At 73.1% G+C, this 19,181-nt stretch carries 18 protein-coding genes; 13 read left to right on the plus strand and 5 right to left on the minus strand.

What is annotated here, in order from left to right:
* Nucleotides 1-56 precede the first annotated feature (56 nt).
* The 8 genes from ABD350_RS24420 to ABD350_RS24455 all read left to right on the plus strand — a co-directional run bounded on the left by ABD350_RS24420 (nt 57) and on the right by ABD350_RS24455 (nt 8,912).
* A complete protein-coding gene (locus ABD350_RS24420) occupies nt 57-2,606 on the plus strand; it encodes a YfhO family protein (RefSeq protein WP_344350449.1) in 2,550 nt (849 codons plus the stop codon).
* 22 nt (nt 2,607-2,628) lie between these two features.
* Nucleotides 2,629-3,579 (plus strand): glycosyltransferase family 2 protein, encoded by a 951-nt coding sequence (locus ABD350_RS24425; RefSeq protein WP_344350450.1) that lies wholly within the window; start codon nt 2,629-2,631, stop codon nt 3,577-3,579.
* Nucleotides 3,579-3,947, plus strand: a complete 369-nt coding sequence (locus ABD350_RS24430; protein ID WP_344350451.1) for a GtrA family protein — start codon at nt 3,579-3,581, stop codon at nt 3,945-3,947. The genes ABD350_RS24425 and ABD350_RS24430 overlap by 1 nt, the downstream gene beginning before the upstream one ends.
* Before the next feature lie 45 nt (nt 3,948-3,992).
* Nucleotides 3,993-5,021, plus strand: coding sequence for an N-acetyl-gamma-glutamyl-phosphate reductase (argC, locus tag ABD350_RS24435; RefSeq protein ID WP_344350452.1), 1,029 nt, complete (start codon nt 3,993-3,995; stop codon nt 5,019-5,021).
* 88 nt (nt 5,022-5,109) lie between these two features.
* The gene (gene argJ, locus ABD350_RS24440) at nt 5,110-6,261 is read left to right on the plus strand and encodes a bifunctional glutamate N-acetyltransferase/amino-acid acetyltransferase ArgJ (protein WP_344350454.1); all 1,152 of its coding nucleotides are present in this window, start codon (nt 5,110-5,112) and stop codon (nt 6,259-6,261) included.
* Nucleotides 6,258-7,157 carry an acetylglutamate kinase gene (gene argB, locus ABD350_RS24445; RefSeq protein ID WP_344350455.1) on the plus strand — a complete coding sequence of 300 codons (900 nt, stop codon included), beginning with the start codon at nt 6,258-6,260 and terminating at the stop codon, nt 7,155-7,157. The genes argJ and argB overlap by 4 nt, the downstream gene beginning before the upstream one ends.
* Nucleotides 7,154-8,359 carry an acetylornithine transaminase gene (locus ABD350_RS24450; protein ID WP_344350457.1) on the plus strand — a complete coding sequence of 402 codons (1,206 nt, stop codon included), beginning with the start codon at nt 7,154-7,156 and terminating at the stop codon, nt 8,357-8,359. The genes argB and ABD350_RS24450 overlap by 4 nt, the downstream gene beginning before the upstream one ends.
* Before the next feature lie 7 nt (nt 8,360-8,366).
* Nucleotides 8,367-8,912: an arginine repressor gene (locus ABD350_RS24455; RefSeq protein ID WP_289967386.1), complete on the plus strand. Its 546-nt coding sequence runs from the start codon at nt 8,367-8,369 to the stop codon at nt 8,910-8,912.
* A 95-nt stretch (nt 8,913-9,007) separates the two neighbouring features.
* Here ABD350_RS24455 and ABD350_RS24460 read toward each other — a convergent pair whose 3' ends face one another.
* The 5 genes from ABD350_RS24460 to ABD350_RS24480 form a co-directional block, all read right to left on the minus strand.
* Complete coding sequence (locus tag ABD350_RS24460; RefSeq protein ID WP_344350557.1) at nt 9,008-9,748, minus strand: FAD:protein FMN transferase; 741 nt, start codon at nt 9,746-9,748, stop codon at nt 9,008-9,010.
* Between the two features lie 38 nt (nt 9,749-9,786).
* Nucleotides 9,787-10,224, minus strand: coding sequence for an FMN-binding protein (locus tag ABD350_RS24465; RefSeq protein WP_344350458.1), 438 nt, complete (start codon nt 10,222-10,224; stop codon nt 9,787-9,789).
* Nucleotides 10,225-10,241: 17 nt separating this feature from the next.
* Nucleotides 10,242-11,624 carry a ferredoxin reductase family protein gene (locus tag ABD350_RS24470; RefSeq protein ID WP_344350459.1) on the minus strand — a complete coding sequence of 461 codons (1,383 nt, stop codon included), beginning with the start codon at nt 11,622-11,624 and terminating at the stop codon, nt 10,242-10,244.
* An 82-nt stretch (nt 11,625-11,706) separates the two neighbouring features.
* The gene (locus tag ABD350_RS24475; RefSeq protein ID WP_344350461.1) at nt 11,707-12,411 is read right to left on the minus strand and encodes a L,D-transpeptidase family protein; all 705 of its coding nucleotides are present in this window, start codon (nt 12,409-12,411) and stop codon (nt 11,707-11,709) included.
* A 3-nt stretch (nt 12,412-12,414) separates the two neighbouring features.
* The gene (locus tag ABD350_RS24480; RefSeq protein ID WP_344350463.1) at nt 12,415-13,002 is read right to left on the minus strand and encodes a pyridoxamine 5'-phosphate oxidase family protein; all 588 of its coding nucleotides are present in this window, start codon (nt 13,000-13,002) and stop codon (nt 12,415-12,417) included.
* A gap of 126 nt (nt 13,003-13,128) precedes the next feature.
* Here ABD350_RS24480 and ABD350_RS24485 point away from each other — a divergent pair, with 126 nt between their 5' ends.
* The 5 genes from ABD350_RS24485 (at nt 13,129) to ABD350_RS24505 (ending at nt 19,174) form a co-directional block, all read left to right on the plus strand.
* Nucleotides 13,129-14,331, plus strand: coding sequence for an argininosuccinate synthase (locus ABD350_RS24485; RefSeq protein WP_344350464.1), 1,203 nt, complete (start codon nt 13,129-13,131; stop codon nt 14,329-14,331).
* Between the two features lie 115 nt (nt 14,332-14,446).
* Nucleotides 14,447-15,880: an argininosuccinate lyase gene (gene argH / locus ABD350_RS24490; protein ID WP_344350465.1), complete on the plus strand. Its 1,434-nt coding sequence runs from the start codon at nt 14,447-14,449 to the stop codon at nt 15,878-15,880.
* Nucleotides 15,881-16,044: 164 nt separating this feature from the next.
* Nucleotides 16,045-17,016, plus strand: a complete 972-nt coding sequence (locus tag ABD350_RS24495) for an aldo/keto reductase (protein ID WP_344350467.1) — start codon at nt 16,045-16,047, stop codon at nt 17,014-17,016.
* Between the two features lie 83 nt (nt 17,017-17,099).
* Nucleotides 17,100-17,651, plus strand: coding sequence for a TetR/AcrR family transcriptional regulator (locus ABD350_RS24500; protein ID WP_344350468.1), 552 nt, complete (start codon nt 17,100-17,102; stop codon nt 17,649-17,651).
* Complete coding sequence (locus ABD350_RS24505; RefSeq protein ID WP_344350470.1) at nt 17,648-19,174, plus strand: MFS transporter; 1,527 nt, start codon at nt 17,648-17,650, stop codon at nt 19,172-19,174. The genes ABD350_RS24500 and ABD350_RS24505 overlap by 4 nt, the downstream gene beginning before the upstream one ends.
* The last annotated feature ends 7 nt before the right edge of the window (nt 19,175-19,181 follow it).

Genomic DNA, 19,181 nt, shown 5'->3' on the forward strand with positions numbered 1-19,181 from the left:
GACGCACCCGGCAATGCCGGCGGGAACTCCCGGCCGCACCCGGACGGGAACCGGGCGTGAAAGCGATATCCCGGCCGGGGCGGGCCGCCTGCCTGCTCGCCGCCGTCCTCACGGTCACCGCGTTCTGCGCCGGTGACGCCCTCGCGCGCAGCTACCCCTTCGGCCCGCGCACCCGAAGCGTCAACGACCTGGGCAACCAGTTCGTGCCGTTCCACGCCCACCTGTGGGACCTGCTGCACGGCAGGGCCGAGGGCGGACTCCTCGTCAACTGGCAGTCCGGCTACGGCTCCTCCTTCCTGCCCGACCTCGGCACCTACCTCGGCAGCCCCTTCGCCCCGCTGGTCGCCCTCTTCCCCCGCGACGAGATCGACCTCGCGGTGTACGCGATCACCGTCCTGAAGCTCGCCTGCGCCGCCGCGGCCATGACCGGGCTGCTGCTGGCCTGCCGGCCCGGCCGCTGGTGGGCGGCGGGCCTGCTCGGCTCCTCGTACGCGCTGTGCGGCTGGACGCTCGCCGACGCCGACTACAACCCGATGTGGCTGGACGGGCTGATCGCCCTGCCCCTGCTGTGCCTGGTCGGCGAATGGGCGCGCACCGGACGCCGGCGCCTGCCCGGCGTGCTCCTCGTCGCCCTCGCCTGGACCGCCAACTTCTACACCGCCTACATGGCCACCCTCGGCGCCGCCCTGGTGCTGCTGCTCAGGCTGGTGCTCACCCGGCCGCCGCGCCGGCAGGCCCTCGCGGCGGCCGGCCGCGCCGCCCTCACCACCGCCCTCGGGGTGGGCCTCGCCGCCCCGCTGGTGTTGACCGTCTACTTCGGCACCCGGCACGCCTACCCGGGCCGGGTGCGCGCCTTCGCCCCGGTGCCGGCCGAGGACGTGCTGGCCCGGCTGCTGCCGACGGCGTACGGCTGGGGCTCCCCGGCCCTCTACGTCGGCACCACCGCGCTGCTGCTCGCCCTCGCCCTGCCCTTCCACCGGGCCGTCCCCGGGCGGGTCCGGGCCGGCTGGACGGCCCTGGTGCTCCTGGCCGTCCTGTCCCTGCAGTGGGCGCCCACCCACCTGCTCTGGCACGCCTTCGCCACCCCGCAGGGCAGCCCCTACCGGCAGACCTTCGTCGTCTGCGGATTCCTCGTCATCGCCGCCTGGCACACCCTGTCCTACGGCCCGCCCGGCCCGCGCGCCCTCGGCCTGGCCGCCGGGCTGTTCGCCCTGATCACCGCCCTCGCCGGCCGCAGCACCGTGCTGCGGCCGCTCACCTGGCCGGTGCTGCTGCTCGCCGTCGCCGGCGCGCTGGGCGGCCTCGCGCTGCTGGCCCGCGCCGGGCGGCGCGGGCCGCTCGCCGGGCTGGCCGTCGCCCTGCTGCTCGGCGCGCAGGCCGGGGAGAGCGCCGCCACCACGGCCGTCACCACCCGGCTGCACCTCGCGCACCTGGACGACTACGCCCCCTGGGGCGAACGGCAGGAACGGCAGTCCGCGCTGATCGCCGAGGCCGACGGCTGGCCCCGCCGGCGCACCGACCCCGGCCGTGAGCAGACCGTCGGCAACGACCCGCTGCTGGTGGGCGGCGAGGGCGCCCAGTACTACAGCAGCCTGACCTCCGACGTCCTCAGCCGCACCCTGACCGCGCTCGGCGGCGGCTGGACCTCCCGGGGGCGCAGCGTGCAGAGCCTGGACAACGCCGTCACCGACGTGATCTTCTCCGTCGGCGCCCGGGTGCACTCCCCGCCCGACCCGCACCAGCGGCACTCGCCGCCCGCCACGGGCCCGGCACACCTGACCCGGCGGGACGTGCCGCCCCTGGTGACCGTGCGGCCCCGCCCGGACACCCGGCCCTTCGGCGACTCGCCCTACCGCAACCAGGAGATCCTGCTCGGCAGCCGCGTCTACACCGTCCCCGGGTTCACCGTGCGGGACGACTCCGGCAGACCGCTGCCGTACCGCCGGACCGGCTCCGGCACCGCCCGGACCCGGCCGGTGATCACCGCCCGCTGCCCGACGGGAACCCAGGTCCATCTGTGGGCCCCGCACTTCTCGGGCACCGCCCGGCTCGCCGACGGCGCCGCCACGCTGTTCACCTCCAAGGACACCCGCAACCGTGCCGCCATGGCCCCGCTCGGCACCGCCCCGGCCTCCGGCCGGCTGACCATCCGGCTCACCCCGACCCGGCCCGGCCGCATCCCGCCCGGCGCGATCGGCTGCCTGGACACCGGCCGGCTGCGCACCGCCGCCGCGCGCCTGACGGCCGGCGGGGCATCCGGCGTCACCGTCTCCGACGGCACCGTCCACGCCCGGCTGCCCGCCGGGAGCCGGGGCATCGCGGTCCTCGCCGCGCCCCGCATCGCCGGCTGGCGGTGCGCCGCCGGGAACGCGCCGGAACGGCCGGCGGGGGAGTACCACGGCCTGATCGCCGTCCCCCTCGACCCCGGATCCACCAGCCTGACCTGCACCTTCCATCCGCCCGGCCTCCGGCTGGGCACGGCGGTCGGGGGCGCGGCACTGCTCGTCCTCGCCGTGCTGACCGCCGGCAGCGCCCTGCGCCGCCGGCGCGCCCCGGTGCCGCCCACGACCACATCACCGCGCGAGCGGGCGACCTCCGCTCACTGACCGCGCCCAGGGGGAGACCACCATGCTGATATCCATCGTCGCGCCCTGCTACAACGAGCAGGACGTCCTCGCCCGCTTCCACGAGGAGGTCCAGAAGGTCGCCGAGGAACTGCTGCCCCTCGGTCACGACATGGAGTTCGTCTACGTCGACGACGGCAGCCGGGACCGCACCCTCGCCGTCCTTGAGGAACTGGCCGGGCGCGACCCCCGGGTGCGCTACGTCTCCTTCAGCCGCAACTTCGGCAAGGAGGCGGCCCTGCTCGCCGGCCTGCGGCACGCCTCGGGCGACTCGGTGATCGTCATGGACGCCGACCTCCAGCACCCGCCGCGGCTGATCAAGCGCATGGTCGAGCTGCGCGAACAGGGCCACGACCAGGTCATCGCCCGGCGCACCCGCACCGGCGACCGACTCACCCGGACCCTCACCGCGCGCCTGTACTACCGGCTGGTCAACCGCCTGGTCGACGTCGAACTCGTGGACGGCGTGGGGGACTTCCGGCTGCTGTCGCGCCGGGTGGTGGACGCGGTGCTGGAGCTGACCGAGTACAACCGCTTCTCCAAGGGCCTGTTCGCCTGGGTGGGCTTCCCGAGCACCACCTTCGAGTACCACAACGCCGTCCGCGAGGCCGGCCGCAGCTCCTGGAACCTGCGCGGACTGCTCAACTACGGCCTCGACGGCCTGCTGTCCTTCAACAACCGCCCGCTGCGCGCCGCCCTCTGGCTCGGGGTGACCCTGCTGCTGTGCGCGGGGGTGTACACCGCCTGGATCGTGGGCGCCGCGCTCGTCCACGGCGTGCAGACCCCCGGCTATGTGACCATCATCACCGCCGTGACCGCCCTCGCGGGCGTCCAGATGGTCATGCTGGGAGTCATCGGGGAGTACACCGGCCGCATCTACTACGAGGTGAAGGGGCGTCCGCACTTCCTGGTGAAGGCTACCAATGCGGAACGGACGAAGGACCTCATTCCCTGATGCGGCAGATACTGACCTTCGCGGCGGTCGGTGTCGTCAATACGGCGACCTACTACTGTCTCTACCTGTTGTTGCTGACCGGCCTGCCGTATCTCGCGGCGCACATCCTGGCTTTCACGCTCGCCATGGTCGGTTCTTTTTTCCTGAACGCCCGCTTCACCTACCGGACGCCGCCGACCTGGCGGAAATTCCTGCTGTTTCCGCTGACCAACGTCACCAACTTCGTGATCACGACGGCCGGGGTGTATCTGATCGTGGACGTGCTGCACGCCGGGAGCCGCTTCGCCCCGCTGGTCGCGTCCGCCGCGGCGATCCCGGTCACCTACGTCGTCTCCCGCTGGGTGATGCTCCCCAAGTCCATTGCATAAACGTGCAGCGATACGTATAGTCATGCCATCCAGAGGAGGATGGACATGGCAGTACGTGCGGCGGTGGCCGGAGCGAGCGGATACGCGGGCGGAGAGGTCCTGCGGCTGCTCCTCGCGCACCCCGAGGTCGAGATCGGTGCCCTGACCGGGAACTCCAACGCCGGGCAGCGGCTCGGTGCGCTCCAGCCGCACCTGACGCCGCTGGCCGACCGGGTGCTGGCCGAGACCACGCCCGAGGCCCTCGCCGGGCACGACGTGGTCTTCCTCGCGCTGCCGCACGGGCAGTCCGCGGCCGTCGCCGAACAGCTCGGCCCCGACGTCCTCGTGGTCGACATGGGCGCCGACTTCCGGCTGGGGAACCCGGCCGACTGGGAGCGGTTCTACGGCTCCCCGCACGCCGGCACCTGGCCCTACGGCCTCCCCGAACTTCCGGGCGCCCGCGATGCGCTGGAGGGGTCCAAGCGCATCGCGGTGCCCGGCTGCTACCCGACCGCCGTCTCCCTCGCCCTGTTCCCCGCCTACGCGGCCGGCCTCGTCGGTCCCGAGGCGGTGATCGTCGCCGCGTCCGGCACCTCCGGCGCGGGCAAGTCCCCCAAGCCGCACCTGCTGGGCAGCGAGGTCATGGGCTCGATGTCGCCGTACGGCGTCGGCGGCGGCCACCGGCACACCCCCGAGATGATCCAGAACCTCAGCGCCGTCGCCGGGGAGCCCGTGCGGGTCTCCTTCACCCCGACCCTGGCCCCGATGCCCCGCGGGATCCTCGCCACGTGCAGCGCGTCCGCCGCGCCGGGCGTGACGGCCGACAGCGTCCGCGCCGCCTACGAGAAGGCGTACGCCGACGAGCCCTTCGTCCACCTGCTCCCGGAGGGCCAGTGGCCCGCCACGGGGTCCGTCCACGGCTCCAACGCCGTCCAGGTGCAGGTCGCCCACGACGCCGCGGTGGACCGTGTCATCGCGATCAGCGCCATCGACAACCTGACCAAGGGCACCGCCGGCGGTGCCGTCCAGAGCATGAACATCGCCCTGGGTCTTCCCGAGACCACCGGGCTTTCCACGATCGGAGTCGCACCGTGAGCGACGCACGTGCAGCCACCGGGCCGCAGACGACGATGATGGCCGCACCGCTGCGCTGCACGGGCGGAGAAGCGAACAAGGAGATGCAGTGAGCGTCACGGCAGCCAAGGGATTCACGGCGGCGGGGATCGCCGCCGGGATCAAGGAGAACGGCAACCCCGACCTGGCCCTGGTGGTCAACAACGGGCCCCGCCGTGCCGCCGCGGGCGTCTTCACCTCCAACCGCGTCAAGGCGGCCCCGGTGCTGTGGTCCGAGCAGGTCCTGGCAAGCGGCCAGGTCTCGGCCGTCGTCCTGAACTCCGGCGGCGCCAACGCCTGTACCGGACCGAAGGGCTTCCAGGACACCCACGCCACCGCCGAGAAGGTCGCCGAGGTGCTCGGCCGGGGCGCCATCGAGGTCGCCGTCTGCTCCACCGGCCTGATCGGTGTGACGCTGCCCATGGACAAGGTCCTCGCGGGCGTGGAGACGGCCGCCGCCTCCCTGAGCGAGCACGGCGGCGAGAAGGCCGCCATCGCCATCAAGACCACCGACACCGTCCACAAGACCTCCGTGGTCACCGGGGCCGGCTGGACCGTCGGCGGCATGGCCAAGGGCGCCGGCATGCTGGCCCCCGGCCTCGCCACCATGCTGGTCGTCCTCACCACCGACGCCGACCTGGAGAGCGAGGCACTGGACAAGGCGCTGCGGGCGGCCACCCGGGTCACCTTCGACCGCGTCGACTCCGACGGCTGCATGTCCACCAACGACACCGTGCTGCTGCTCGCCTCCGGCTCCTCCGGCGTCGTCCCCGACTACGACGACTTCGCCGAGGCCGTACGCCGGGTCTGCGACGACCTCGGGCGGCAGCTCATCGGCGACGCCGAGGGCGCCAGCAAGGAGATCAAGGTCGAGGTGGTCAACGCGGCGACCGAGGAGGACGCCGTCGAGGTGGGCCGCTCCATCGCCCGCAACAACCTCCTCAAGTGCGCGATCCACGGCGAGGACCCCAACTGGGGCCGTGTGCTCTCCGCGATCGGCACCACCCGGGCCGCGTTCGAACCCGACCGGCTCAACGTCGCCATCAACGGCGTCTGGGTGTGCAGGAACGGCTCCGTCGGCGAGGACCGCGACCTGGTCGACATGCGCTACCGCGAGGTCCACATCGTCGCCGACCTGGCCGCGGGCACCGAGACCGCGACCATCTGGACCAACGACCTGACCGCCGATTACGTCCACGAGAACAGCGCCTATTCCTCATGACAACCCGTAAGCACACCGCGCTGCCCAAGGCCCGCATCCTCATCGAGGCGCTGCCCTGGCTGACCCGGCACCACGGCAAGGTCGTCGTCATCAAGTTCGGCGGCAACGCCATGGTGGACGAGGAGCTGAAGGCCGCCTTCGCCCAGGACGTCGTCTTCCTGCACCACGCCGGTCTCAGGCCGGTCGTCGTGCACGGCGGCGGCCCGCAGATCAGCGCCGCCCTCGACCGGCACGGCATCGCCAGCGAGTTCAAGGCCGGCCTGCGCGTCACCACCGAGGACGCGATGGACGTCGTACGGATGGTGCTCGCCGGGCAGGTGCAGCGCGAGCTGGTCGGCCTGCTCAACCGGCACGGCCCGCTCGCCGTCGGCCTCACCGGCGAGGACGCGCACACCATCAGCGCCACCCGGCACACCCCCGAGATCGACGGCGAGCCGGTCGACATCGGGCGGGTCGGCGAGATCACCGCCATCGACACCGGCGCCATAGCGGCCCTGCTGGCCGACGGCCGCATCCCGGTCGTCTCCTCCATCGCCCGCTCCGAGGACGACGGACACGTCTACAACGTCAACGCCGACACGGCCGCCGCGGCACTCGCCGCCGCCCTCGGCGCCGAGACCCTCATGGTCCTCACCGACGTCGAGGGGCTCTACGTGGACTGGCCGGACTCCGACGAGGTGATCAGCCGCCTCACCGCCTCCCAGCTGGAAAAACTGCTGCCGGACCTGAGCGCCGGCATGGTGCCCAAGATGGAGGGCTGCCTGCACGCCGTGCGCAACGGCGTGAACACCGCCCGGGTCATCGACGGCCGGGTCCAGCACTCGATCCTGCTGGAGATCTTCACCGACGAGGGCATCGGCACCATGGTCGTGCCGGACGAACAGGGGGAGTCATGAGCAATCAGGAACTGACCGCGCGGTGGCAGGGCGCGCTCATGAACAACTACGGCACCCCGCGCCTGCCCCTCGTGCGCGGCGAGGGCACCCGGGTGTGGGACGCCGAGGGCCGGGAGTACCTGGACTTCGTCGGCGGCATCGCCACCAACGCGCTCGGCCACGCCCACCCCGCCGTCGTCGCCGCCGTCAGCGGGCAGATCGCCTCCCTCGGCCACATCTCCAACTTCTTCATGGCCGAGCCCACCGTCGCCCTCGCCGAACGGCTCCTGCGCCTCTTCGGCCGGGACGGGCGGGTCTTCTTCTGCAACTCCGGCGCCGAGGCCAACGAGGCCGCCTTCAAGATCGGCCGGCTGACCGGGCGCACCCATGTGGTCGCCACCGACGGCGGCTTCCACGGCCGGACGATGGGCGCCCTCGCGCTCACCGGCCAGCCCGCCAAGCGGGACCCGTTCCGGCCGCTGCCCGGCGAGGTCACCCACGTCCCCTACGGCGACGCCCAGGCGCTGGCCGCCGCGGTCACCGAGGACACCGCCCTGGTGATCATCGAGCCGGTCCAGGGCGAGAACGGCGTGGTCGTGCCCCCGGCCGGTTATCTCAAGGCCGCCCGCGCGATCACCGCCGCCACCGGCGCGCTGCTGGTCCTGGACGAGGTGCAGACCGGCATCGGCCGGACCGGGACCTGGTTCGAGTACCAGGCCCACGACGGCGTACTGCCCGACATCGTCACCCTCGCCAAGCAGCTCGGCGGCGGGCTGCCGCTCGGCGCGACCGTGGCCTTCGGCCGGGCCGCCGAACTGCTCCGGCCGGGCCACCACGGGACCACCTTCGGCGGCAACCCGGTCGCCTGCGCCGCCGGACTCGCCGTGCTCGACACCATCGAGGGCGAGGGCCTGCTCGACAACGTCAAGCGGCAGAGCGGGCGGCTGCGCGACGGAATCGAGGCCCTGGACCACCCGGTGATCGATTATGTCCGGGGTGCCGGCCTGCTCCTGGGTATCGTGCTCACCGGGCCGTGCGCACCGCGGGTGCAGCAGGCGGCCCAGGAGGCCGGGTTCCTGGTGAACGCGCCCGCCCCCGACGTCGTACGGCTCATGCCGCCGCTGAATCTGCGCGACGACGAGGTGGACGCGCTGCTCCGGGCGCTGCCCGGCATCCTCGACGCGGCGAACCCTGTCGACGGGGACGGACGATCCGGAGAATGAGACGACGATGAGCGAGGCGCAGGACCACGAGCAGGGCGTGGGGGCCGGGCCCGCCGTACCGCAGACCCGTACGGCACGGCACCGGCGGATCGTGGACATCCTCAACCGGCAGCCGGTGCGGTCGCAGAGCCAGCTGGCGAAGCTGCTCGCCGACGACGGGCTGAGCGTCACACAGGCGACGCTCAGCCGGGATCTCGACGAGCTGAACGCGGTCAAGATCCGCAACACCGACGGTGACCTGATCTACGCGGTGCCGAGCGAGGGCGGATTCCGCACCCCGCGGGCTCCGCTCGGGGAGTCGGCGAAGGAGGAGCGGATGCGGCGGCTCTCCCAGGAGCTGCTGATCTCCGCGGAGGCCTCGGCGAACCTCGTGGTCCTGCGCACGCCGCCCGGCGCCGCGCAGTTCCTCGCCTCCGCCATCGACCAGGCGGAACTCCACGACATCCTGGGCACGATCGCCGGTGACGACACGTTGCTGCTGATCAGCCGCAATCCCACCGGGGGTCAGGCCCTGGCGGACCATTTGCTGCGGCTGGCACAGAACGGCCACTGAAAGGGGGGCGGCGGCGGGGGAGTGCCGGGTGCGGGCCGGTTGTGGCTGGTCGCGCGGTTCCCCGCGCCCCTGGCGGGGCGCTGCCCAGTCGCCGTTCACTCCAGCCACGCCCCAAGGCCCGCCGTGCACCGCGCCTCCCCGTCCGTCGTGATCAGGAGGCCCTCCGCGTCCGGCAGGGACTCCAGCCAGGACAGTCCCTCCCGCGTGCCCATCGCGAACGCGGCCGTGGCCCAGCAGTCGGCGAACGCGAGGCCGGGCCCGACCACCGTCACCGCGACCAGATCCGTCACCGCCGGGCGACCGGTCCGCGGGTCCACGATGTGCGCGCCCCGCTCCGCCGTACCGGACGTGGCCACCGCCCACTCCCGGGCCCCCGCCGCCGAGACCACCGCGGCCAGGCCCCCGGCCCGCAGCGGATCGGCCACCCCCACCCGCCAGGCCCGCCCCGGCTCCGGCGCGCCCAGCAGCTGGACGTCGCCGCCCCCGTTGACAGCGACCCCGCGCACCCCGGCCACCGCCGCCAGCTCCCGCGCCGCCCGCTCGGCCGCCCAGCCCTTGACGATGCCGGTGGGGTCCGGCGCGCCCCGGTACCGCGTGCTGAACCAGCCCCCGCTCACCCGCTCCGCCTCCGCCGCCAGCCCCAGCACCTCGGCCACCTCCGGAGCGCACCGGGAGACCGTCAGCTCGCCCCGGCCCAGCCGCGACACGTCGCTGTCCTCGCGGTAGGTGCTGAATGCGGCGTCGGCCGCGTGCAGCCCCCGCACCGCCTTGGCCAGTGCCGCCCGGACCGCCCCGGGGTCGCCGCCGCGCACGTCGATGGAGAAGACCGTCCCCATGACCTCCTCCGCGTGCCGCACCGGCTCGGTCACCGGAATCAGCCCCCGGCCCGGTCCAGGGCCGACTGCAAGGACTGCCGGTAGCCGGTGCTGGTGTAGGTGGCCCCGGAGACGGTGTCGATGTCGGCGTTCCCCGCCGCCACCGCCGCCCGGTCGAGCCGGGGCACGGCCAGCTCCGTCTTGCGGCCGCTCAGGCCGCCCGAGGGCGCCTGGACCGCCTCCGCCCCGGTGATCCTCCCGGCGGCGACCGTGATCCGCACCCGCACTGGCCCGTACGGCGTCCGCACCGCCTCGCCGGTGACCGTACGCGCCCCGGCCGGGGCGGCTGCCCCGGCCGCCGGCCGTCGCGGAGCCGTGCCCGCCGCCGACGCCGCGGCCGGATCCGGCGCCGGTTTCAGCGACACCAGCAGGACGACACCGGACACGGTCGCGGCGGTGGCCAGCACGGTCCGCCGCAGGGGGTGGCTCTTCCTCATCGCTTACGCACCTCCGCTCACATCTCGAACGACTCGTGGTGGATACGGCGGGCGGGAACCCCCGCCCCGCGCAGTGCCTCGTACACCGACCGCGCGAACCCGGGCGGGCCGCACAGGAAGACGTCGTGCCGGTCGAGGTCCGGGATCTTCCGCCGCAGGCTCCGCGCGGAGATGTCCGGGCGCTCGCCGCCGGGGCTGTTCACCGCGTACATCAGCCGGGCGCCCCGCTCCTCGGCGATCGCCGCCAGTTCGTCCCACAGCGCCAGGTCCCGGGTGGTGCCGGCCCGGTACAGCAGGGTGAGGTCCCCGGCGGCCCCCGGCAGCGTCTCGAACAGGGCGCGCATCGGCGTGATGCCCACCCCGCCCGCGACCAGCAGCACCTTGCCCCGGCTGCGGCGCCGCGCGGTCAGGGCGCCGTACGGGCCCTCCGCCCACACCCGGGTGCCGGGCGTCAGCTCCCGCAGCCGGGCGCTGTGGTCCCCGTTGGCCTTCACCGTGATCCGCAGTGTGTCCGGGCGCGGCGCGGCCGACAGCGAGTACGGGTGCGAGCTGAGGCGCAGCCCCGGGGCGAGGAAGCGCCAGCGGAAGAACTGGCCCGCCTCCGCGCCCATCCGGTGCAGCCGGCGCCCGCCGATCAGCACCGACACGATGCCGGGCGCCTCCTCGACGACCGCCGCCACCCGCAGCCGGTGCCGGAGGTTCAGCCGGACGGGGGTGAGCAGGCGGTACCAGACCGCCAGCGCGGTGACCGTGCCGTACAGGCCGTACCAGAAGGTCCTGGCGGCGGGCTCCGCCGCGAACTCGTTGCCCGTGCCGATCTGGTGCCAGAACGTCAGGTACACCGCCGCGTACGTCAGCAGATGGAGGTGGTACCAGGCGTCGTACGGCAGCCGGCGGCGGACCGGGCCGATCGAGGTCAGCCCGATGAGCACGAACAGGCCGGTGCCGAGGGCCGCCTTGCCCAGGTTTGGGAGCGTGCCGACGGACTCGACGGTCTGCGCGAGGATGCCGCCGAGCGATCGGCCGGCCTGACGCGCGTACCCCCACATGGTGAGGAAGACGTGCGCCGCGACCAGGCTCAGCGTGTACCGGCCGGTCATCGCGTGCCACCGGGCCACCCGGTCGGAGCCGACCCGCCGTTCCAGCGCCGGTACGCGCGCCATCTGGAGCACGACGAGCGCCATCAGATAGCCGGCCAGCAGACCGGTGATGCGGCCCGCGCCCAGGATGCGGCCGGTGCCGTCGGCGATGGCGGGCGTGGTGTGCCACCACAGCCACAGCACGGCCGCCGCGCCCGCCCACCCGGCGAGCAGCAGCAAGGCGGCCGGGGAGCGGCGCGGACGGACGCGGCGCATCGTCTGTCGGCGGGCGGCGCGTCCGCCCGCGAGCGTGGTGGTCACGGTTCCTCCGTGGGACTCGACCCTCGGCCCACGGATACGCGCCGGGCGCGCCGAGTGTTCAGCGGCGCGCCCGGAGGGTGCCTCAGTAGCGGGTGACGGCGGTGGCCCCGTCCGCCGTCCCCACCGCGATGTGCGGGTCCCGGTCCGGCACCGCCCAGCGCAGGATCCGCTCCATCGCCTCCTTGGGCACCGACACACAGCCGGACGTCGCCGGGCCCCCGTTGACGTGCAGGAAGATCCCGGCTCCGCGTCCGCGCACGGGCCGGTCGTAGTTGAAGCCGATGACCAGGGCGTGGGCGTACTGCTCCCGGTAGTCGGCCAGGTGCTCGGACTCGGCGGCGCGGCAGTCGGCGGGCAGCGGGTCGGTCCAGCGGTTGTAGGAGCGGGAGTCGTTGTCCTGGCACCACCAGGAACCGTCCCCGACGGCCCGGTACTCGACGCTCGTCCCGGCCGGTGCCGGCTCGGTCCCGAAGCCGAAGGGGAGGTCGTACAGGCCGGTCGGGGTCGTCTCGGTGTCCTGCCGGCGGGTGGTGCCCTCCACCAGCCCGCCCGCTCCGAAGCGGGCCGGCGCGGATCCGGCCGGGATCCACCGGCCGTGCCTGAGGTCCCACCAGTCGACCGTGCCCTCGGTGGCGCCGGTGTCCGGGGCCTGGGCGACGATCAGCTGGCTGCCGCCGCCGGTGTCCGCCATCCGGGCCGGCAGCGGATCCGGGTTCCGGCCGGGGGCGGCGCCGAGCAGGGCGAGACAGGTGGCGGAGACGAGGCAGAGGACCACACCGGGGCGCATGGCTCAGACGCTAGACGGCGGCAGCGGCAACGGCAGCCCGGGCAGTCCGTCCAGGCTGGTCGCGATGTGCTCCTTCTTGGTGAAGTACGCGCTCAGCGAGGCGTCGTCCTCGCGGGCGAAGCGCCTGGCGTGCAGGTCGCGGTCCTCCTCGTACGCCATGAAGGGGACGGCGTAGCCGCAGCTGTCGCGGACCAGGTCGGCGTGGACCACGATGACGGCGCGCAGTCCGTGCGTGGCGGGGTCGATGTCGGGGAAGCGGGCGAGGAGGTCCGGGAAGCGCGGGTCGTCACGGAAGACGGGTTCGCCCCGGCCGTGCACGCGCACGATGTTGGGCGGGCCCTGGAAGGCGCACCACATCAGTGTGATCCGCCCGTTCTCCCGCAGATGGGCGATGGTCTCGGCGGTGGACCCGGCGAAGTCCAGGTAGGCCACGGTGTGTTCGTCCAGCACCGCGAAGGAGCCCTTGAGCCCTTTGGGGGAGAGGTTGACCGTGCCGTCGCCGGAGAGCGGGGCGGTCGCGGTGAAGAAGAGCGGCTGTTCCTCGATGAAGGCGCGCAGTCTGCCGTCTATGCGCTCATAGGTCTTTCCCATGTCCAACGATGATCGCCGAGATTTCTTCGACTGTCTAACTATTTCTCACTCCCAGGGCTGATTGACGAATCATGCAGAGCCCTGCATACTCATGCATGTCAGCGAATGCACTGTGAGGAGAAACCCGTGACCGAGCGCGTCGTACTCGCCTACTCGGGCGGTCTGGACACCTCCGTCGCCATCGGCTGGATCGCCGAGGAGACGGGCGCCGAGGTCATCGCCGTTGCGGTCGACGTCGGCCAGGGCGGCGAGGACCTGGACGTCATCCGCAAGCGCGCCCTCGCGTGCGGAGCCGTCGAGGCGGAGGTCGCGGACGCCAGGGACGAGTTCGCCGACGAGTACTGCCTTCCGGCGATCAAGGCCAACGCCCTGTACATGGACCGCTACCCGCTGGTCTCCGCCCTGTCCCGGCCGACCATCGTCAAGCACCTGGTCGCCGCCGCCAAGAAGCACGGCGCCACCACGGTCGCCCACGGCTGCACCGGCAAGGGCAACGACCAGGTCCGCTTCGAGGCCGGCATCGTCGCCCTCGCCCCCGACCTGAAGTGCATCGCCCCGGTCCGCGACTACGCCATGACCCGGGACAAGGCGATCGCCTTCTGCGAGGCCAAGCAGCTCCCGATCGCCACCACCAAGAAGTCCCCGTACTCCATCGACCAGAACGTCTTCGGACGCGCCGTCGAGACGGGCTTCCTGGAGGACATCTGGAACGCCCCGATCGAGGACATCTACGAGTACACGTCCAACCCGGCCGCCCCCCGCGAGGCCGACGAGGTGGTCATCACCTTCAAGGAGGGCGTCCCGGTCGCCATCGACGGCAAGCCCGTCACCGTCCTGCAGGCCATCCAGCAGCTCAACGAGCGCGCCGGCGCCCAGGGCATCGGCCGGATCGACATGGTCGAGGACCGCCTGGTCGGCATCAAGTCCCGCGAGGTGTACGAGGCCCCGGGCGCGATCGCCCTGATCACCGCCCACCAGGAGCTGGAGAACGTCACCGTCGAGCGCGAACTCGCCCGCTTCAAGCGCCAGGTCGAGCAGCGCTGGGGCGAACTGGTCTACGACGGCCAGTGGTTCTCCCCGCTCAAGCGCGCCCTGGACGGCTTCATCAACGAGGCCAACCAGCACGTCTCCGGCGACATCCGGATGACCCTGCACGGCGGACGCGCGGTCGTCACCGGCCGCCGCTCCCAGGAGTCGCTGTACGACTTCGACCTCGCCACCTACGACACGGGCGACACCTTCGACCAGTCGGCGGCCAAGGGCTTCATCGACATCTACAGCCTGTCGTCGAAGATCGCCGCGCGGCGTGATCTGGCAGGCGGAGCCTGACGCAGACCTGGCGTAACCCGCGAGGTCACCTCGCCCGCATCGGCCCGACAGCCGCCTCCCCGCCCGGACGTGTGGGGAGGCGGTGGCACATCACGAGCTTCGAGGAGCAACGCAAGTGAGCAGCAACAGCGGTGACGTACGGCTCTGGGGCGGCCGTTTCGCCGACGGACCCGCCGAGGCCCTGGCGAAGCTGTCCGCGTCCGTCCACTTCGACTGGCGGCTCGCGCCCTACGACATCGCCGGCTCGCGTGCCCACGCGCGCGTGCTGCACCAGGCGGGGCTGCTCACCGAGGACGAGCTGACCCGGATGATCGCCGGGCTCGACCGGCTGGAAGCCGACGTGGCCGCCGGCACCTTCGTCGGCACCATCGCCGACGAGGACGTGCACACCGCCCTGGAGCGCGGCCTGCTGGAGCGTCTCGGCCCCGACCTCGGCGGCAAGCTGCGCGCCGGCCGGTCCCGCAACGACCAGGTCGCCACCCTCTTCCGGATGTACCTGCGCGACCACGCCCGGATCATCGGCGGCCTGATCGCCGACCTCCAGGACGCCCTGATCGGCCTCGCCGAGGCCCACCCGGACGTGGCCATGCCCGGCCGCACCCACCTCCAGCACGCCCAGCCGGTGCTCTTCGCCCACCACGTCCTCGCCCATGTGCAGTCCCTGTCCCGGGACGCCGAGCGGCTGCGCCAGTGGGACGAGCGCACGGCCGTCTCGCCGTACGGCTCGGGCGCCCTGGCCGGCTCCTCCCTGGGCCTGGACCCGGAGGCGGTGGCGCGGGACCTGGGCTTCGAGCGCGGCAGCGCCGGCAACTCGATCGACGGCACGGCCTCCCGGGACTTCGTCGCCGAGTTCGCCTTCATCACCGCGATGATCGGCGTGAACCTCTCCCGGATCGCCGAGGAGATCATCATCTGGAACACGAAGGAGTTCTCCTTCGTGACCCTGCACGACGCCTTCTCCACCGGCTCCTCGATCATGCCGCAGAAGAAGAACCCGGACATCGCCGAGCTGGCCCGCGGCAAGTCCGGCCGCCTGATCGGCAACCTGACCGGGCTGCTGGCGACCCTCAAGGCCCTGCCCCTCGCCTACAACCGCGACCTCCAGGAGGACAAGGAGCCGGTCTTCGACTCCTGTGACCAGCTGGAGGTGCTGCTGCCCGCCTTCACCGGCATGATCGCCACGCTCACCGTCCACCGCGAGCGCATGGAGGAGCTGGCCCCGGCGGGCTTCTCGCTGGCCACCGACATCGCCGAGTGGCTGGTGCGGCAGGGCGTGCCGTTCCGGGTGGCGCACGAGGTCGCGGGGGAGTGCGTCAAGGTCGCCGAGGCCGAGGGCAAGGAGCTGGACGACCTCACGGACGAGCAGTTCGCGAAGATCTCCCCCCACCTCACCCCCGAGGTCCGCACGGTCCTCAACGTCCCCGGCGCCCTCGCCTCCCGCAGCGGTCGCGGCGGCACGGCCCCGAGCGCGGTGGCGGTCCAGCTGGCAGAGGTGAAGGCGGACGTGGCAGAGCAGCACACCTGGGCGACGGCTCGGCAGCGGACCTGAGGGACGCGGGGCCGCGGGCGCTATGCGGCTGCCGCCGCGCGGGCGCGAGCGGCCACGAAGCACCCGCACCGGCCGACGCACCGCACAGCCCGGCCCCCGAGGCGAAGGTCGTCAAGGGTTACGTTGGTCGAAACCGTACCGGACCCGACCGAACGGACCCCGTGATGCCCTTCGCCCGGCTGGCGACAGCGACCACCCCCACCTGCCGCATCGGCCTCGGCCTCGCCGCGGTGGGCCGCCCCGGCTACATCAACCTCCGCCGCGACGATGACCTCGGGGCGGACCGCAGCGCGGAGGCACTGCGCACCCGGACCCACGCCCTCCTCGACGCCGCCTACGCCCAGGGCGTCCGCTATGTCGACGCCGCCCGCTCCTACGGCCGCTCCGAGGAGTTCCTCGCGGACTGGCTCAGGCGCAACCCCGGCATCGACGACGTGGTCATCGGCAGCAAATGGGGCTACACCTACACCGCCGGCTGGTCGACGGAGGCCGGGACGCACGAGGTCAAGGACCACAGCCTCGCCGCCTACGACCGGCAGCGCGCCGAGAGCGACGCCCTGCTCGGCGACCGGCTCGACCTCTACCAGATCCACTCGGTGACCCCGGACAGCCCGGCCCTGACCGACAGGGACCTGCACGCCAGGCTGGCGGAGGCCGCCGCCCGGGGCCTCACCGTCGGCTTCTCCACCAGCGGCCCCGCCCAGGCCGACACCATCCGCGCGGCCCTCGCCGTCACGGTCGGCGGCGAGCCCCTCTTCCGTACCGTCCAGTCGACGTACAACCTCCTGGAGACCTCGGCCGGTCCCGCCCTCGCCGAGGCGCACGACGCCGGGCTCACCGTGATCGTCAAGGAGGGCATGGCGAACGGCCGGCTGGCCGGGCCGCACGCCCCGGACGCCCTGAAGGCCGTGGCCGCGGCCACCGGACTCGGCTGCGACGCGGTCGCCCTCGGCTGGATCCTGCGCCGGCCCTGGGTGGGCGTGGTCCTCTCCGGTGCCGCGACCGTCCCCCAGCTGCTGTCCAACCTGCACGCCCCCGCCGTCGACCTGGACGCGGACCGGCTGACCCGTCTCGCCCCGCTGCGCGAGGACCCGCACACCTACTGGGAACGGCGCCGGCAACTGCCCTGGCACTGACGCACACCCCCAACGAGCGGGAGAAATGAGTCACACATGCCCGGTGTGAGACATCAATGTCTCATCTGGGCTACTCTTGTCTCATGGCCATCGACCGTGACCACGTGCTGCGCAGCGCAGCCGCCCTGCTGACCCGCAAATCCACCGCGACCATGGACGAGGTCGCCAAGGCCGCCGGGATCAGCCGGGCCACGCTGCACCGCCACTTCGCCGGCCGCGACGCGCTCGTCCGGGCGCTGGAACAGCTCGGCATCGCCGAGTGCGAGGGCGCGCTGGACCGTGCCCGGCCGGAGGAAGGCCCCGCGGCCGAGGCCGTCCGCCGGCTGGTCCGCGAGATCCAGCCGGCCGCCGGACTGCTCTCGTTCCTCTACGGCGAGAACCAGCTGTGGGAGGGCGACGGGCTGAACGAGGGCTGGCAGCGCCTGGACGCCCGGATCGGCGCCCTGTTCCAGCGCGGTCAGCGCGCCGGCGAATTCCGTATCGATCTCACCCCGGTCTGGCTCACCGAGGCGCTGTACGGGCTCATCGCCTCGTGCGCCTGGGCCACCCTGGACGGCCGGGTGGCCTCCCGGGACTTCCCGACCATGATCGCCGAGCTGCTGCTCGGCGGCGCTCTGCGAAGAGAGGAACCATGACCAGCACCCTGCGGCCGGACCGGACGACCGAGGCGGTGAAGCGCCCGGGCCGCTGGCTGGCGCTGTCCGTCCTCGTCCTGGCCGTGCTGCTGGTGGCCGTCGACGCCACCGTCCTCGGCCTGGCGACCCCCTACATCAGCGAAGACCTCCACCCCTCCGGCACCCAGCTGCTGTGGATCGGCGACGTCTACTCCTTCGTCATCGCCGGTCTGCTCGTCTCCATGGGCAGCCTCGGCGACCGCGTCGGCCGCAAGCGGATCCTGCTCTGCGGCGCCACCGCGTTCGGCGCGGTGTCCGTGCTGAACGCCTACGCCACCACGCCCGAGCTGATGATCCTGGCCCGGGCGCTGCTCGGCGTCGCGGGCGCGACCCTGATGCCCGCCACCCTGGCCCTGATCCGCAACATCTTCCACGACCCGCGCGAACGCAGCCTGGCCGTCGGCATCTGGGGCGCCACCGCCTCCGCCGGCATGGCCGTCGGCCCGATCGCCGGCGGATTCCTCCTGGAACACTTCTGGTGGGGCTCGGTCTTCCTGATCAACCTGCCGGTGATGGCCGTCCTGGTGCTGGTCGGTATCCGCACCCTGCCCGAGTCCCGCAACCCGCACCCGGGCCCGTGGGACCTGACCAGCGTCCTGCTGTCGCTGGCCGGCATGATCGGCCTCGTCTACGCGGTCAAGGAGGCGGCGGCGCACGGCTTGTCCTGGCCGGCCCTCGGCGCCGGCCTGCTGGGCGCGGCGGCGCTGTACGGCTTCGTCCGCCGCCAGCTGACCATGCCGCTGCCGCTGCTGGACATGCGGCTGTTCCGGCGGCGCGGCTTCAGCGGGGCGGTCCTCGCCGACCTGCTGACCGTCCTCGGCATGTCCGGCCTGGTGTTCTTCCTCTCCCAGTTCCTGCAACTCGTCCAGGACCGGCGTCCGTTCGAGGCGGGCCTGGCCGAACTGCCCGCCGCGGTGGGCGCGGTGGCGGCCGGTCTGGTCGCGGGCCGGGCGGCCCGCCGCTTCTCGGTCCGCGCGGTGGTCGCGGGCGGTCTGGCCGCGGTCGGTGTCGCCCTGGCGGTGCTCACCACGCTCGGCCAGGGCGCCGGCTATCCCGTCCTCGGCGCCGCCCTGCTGGTGGTCGGCGTCGGCGCGGGCTTCTCCTTCACGGTGACCGCCGACGTCATCCTCTCCAGCGTCCCCAAGGACCAGGCGGGCGCGGCCTCGGCGGTCTCCGAGACGGCGTACGAGCTGGGCGCGGCCCTCGGCATCGCCCTGCTGGGCTCCATCGTGACCGGTGTCTACCGCGACTTCACGGGCCCGGCCGGCACCCCGGCCGGGGCCCACGAGTCGCTGGGCGCGGCGGTGCAGGCCGCCGCGCACCTGCCCCCGCACCAGGCGGAGGCGCTGCTCGACGCGGCCCGCGAGTCCTTCGTCCACGGCCTGCACCTGGCGTCGGCGGCGGGCGCGGTGGTCCTGCTGACGGCGTCGGCGGTGGCGTGGTTCCTGCTGCGGGGCCAGAAACTGGAGAGTGCCGGGAGCTGACCGGTCC

Origin of the sequence: Streptomyces nogalater (genome assembly GCF_039532885.1) — a bacterium.
Lineage (GTDB): Bacteria > Actinomycetota > Actinomycetes > Streptomycetales > Streptomycetaceae > Streptomyces > Streptomyces nogalater.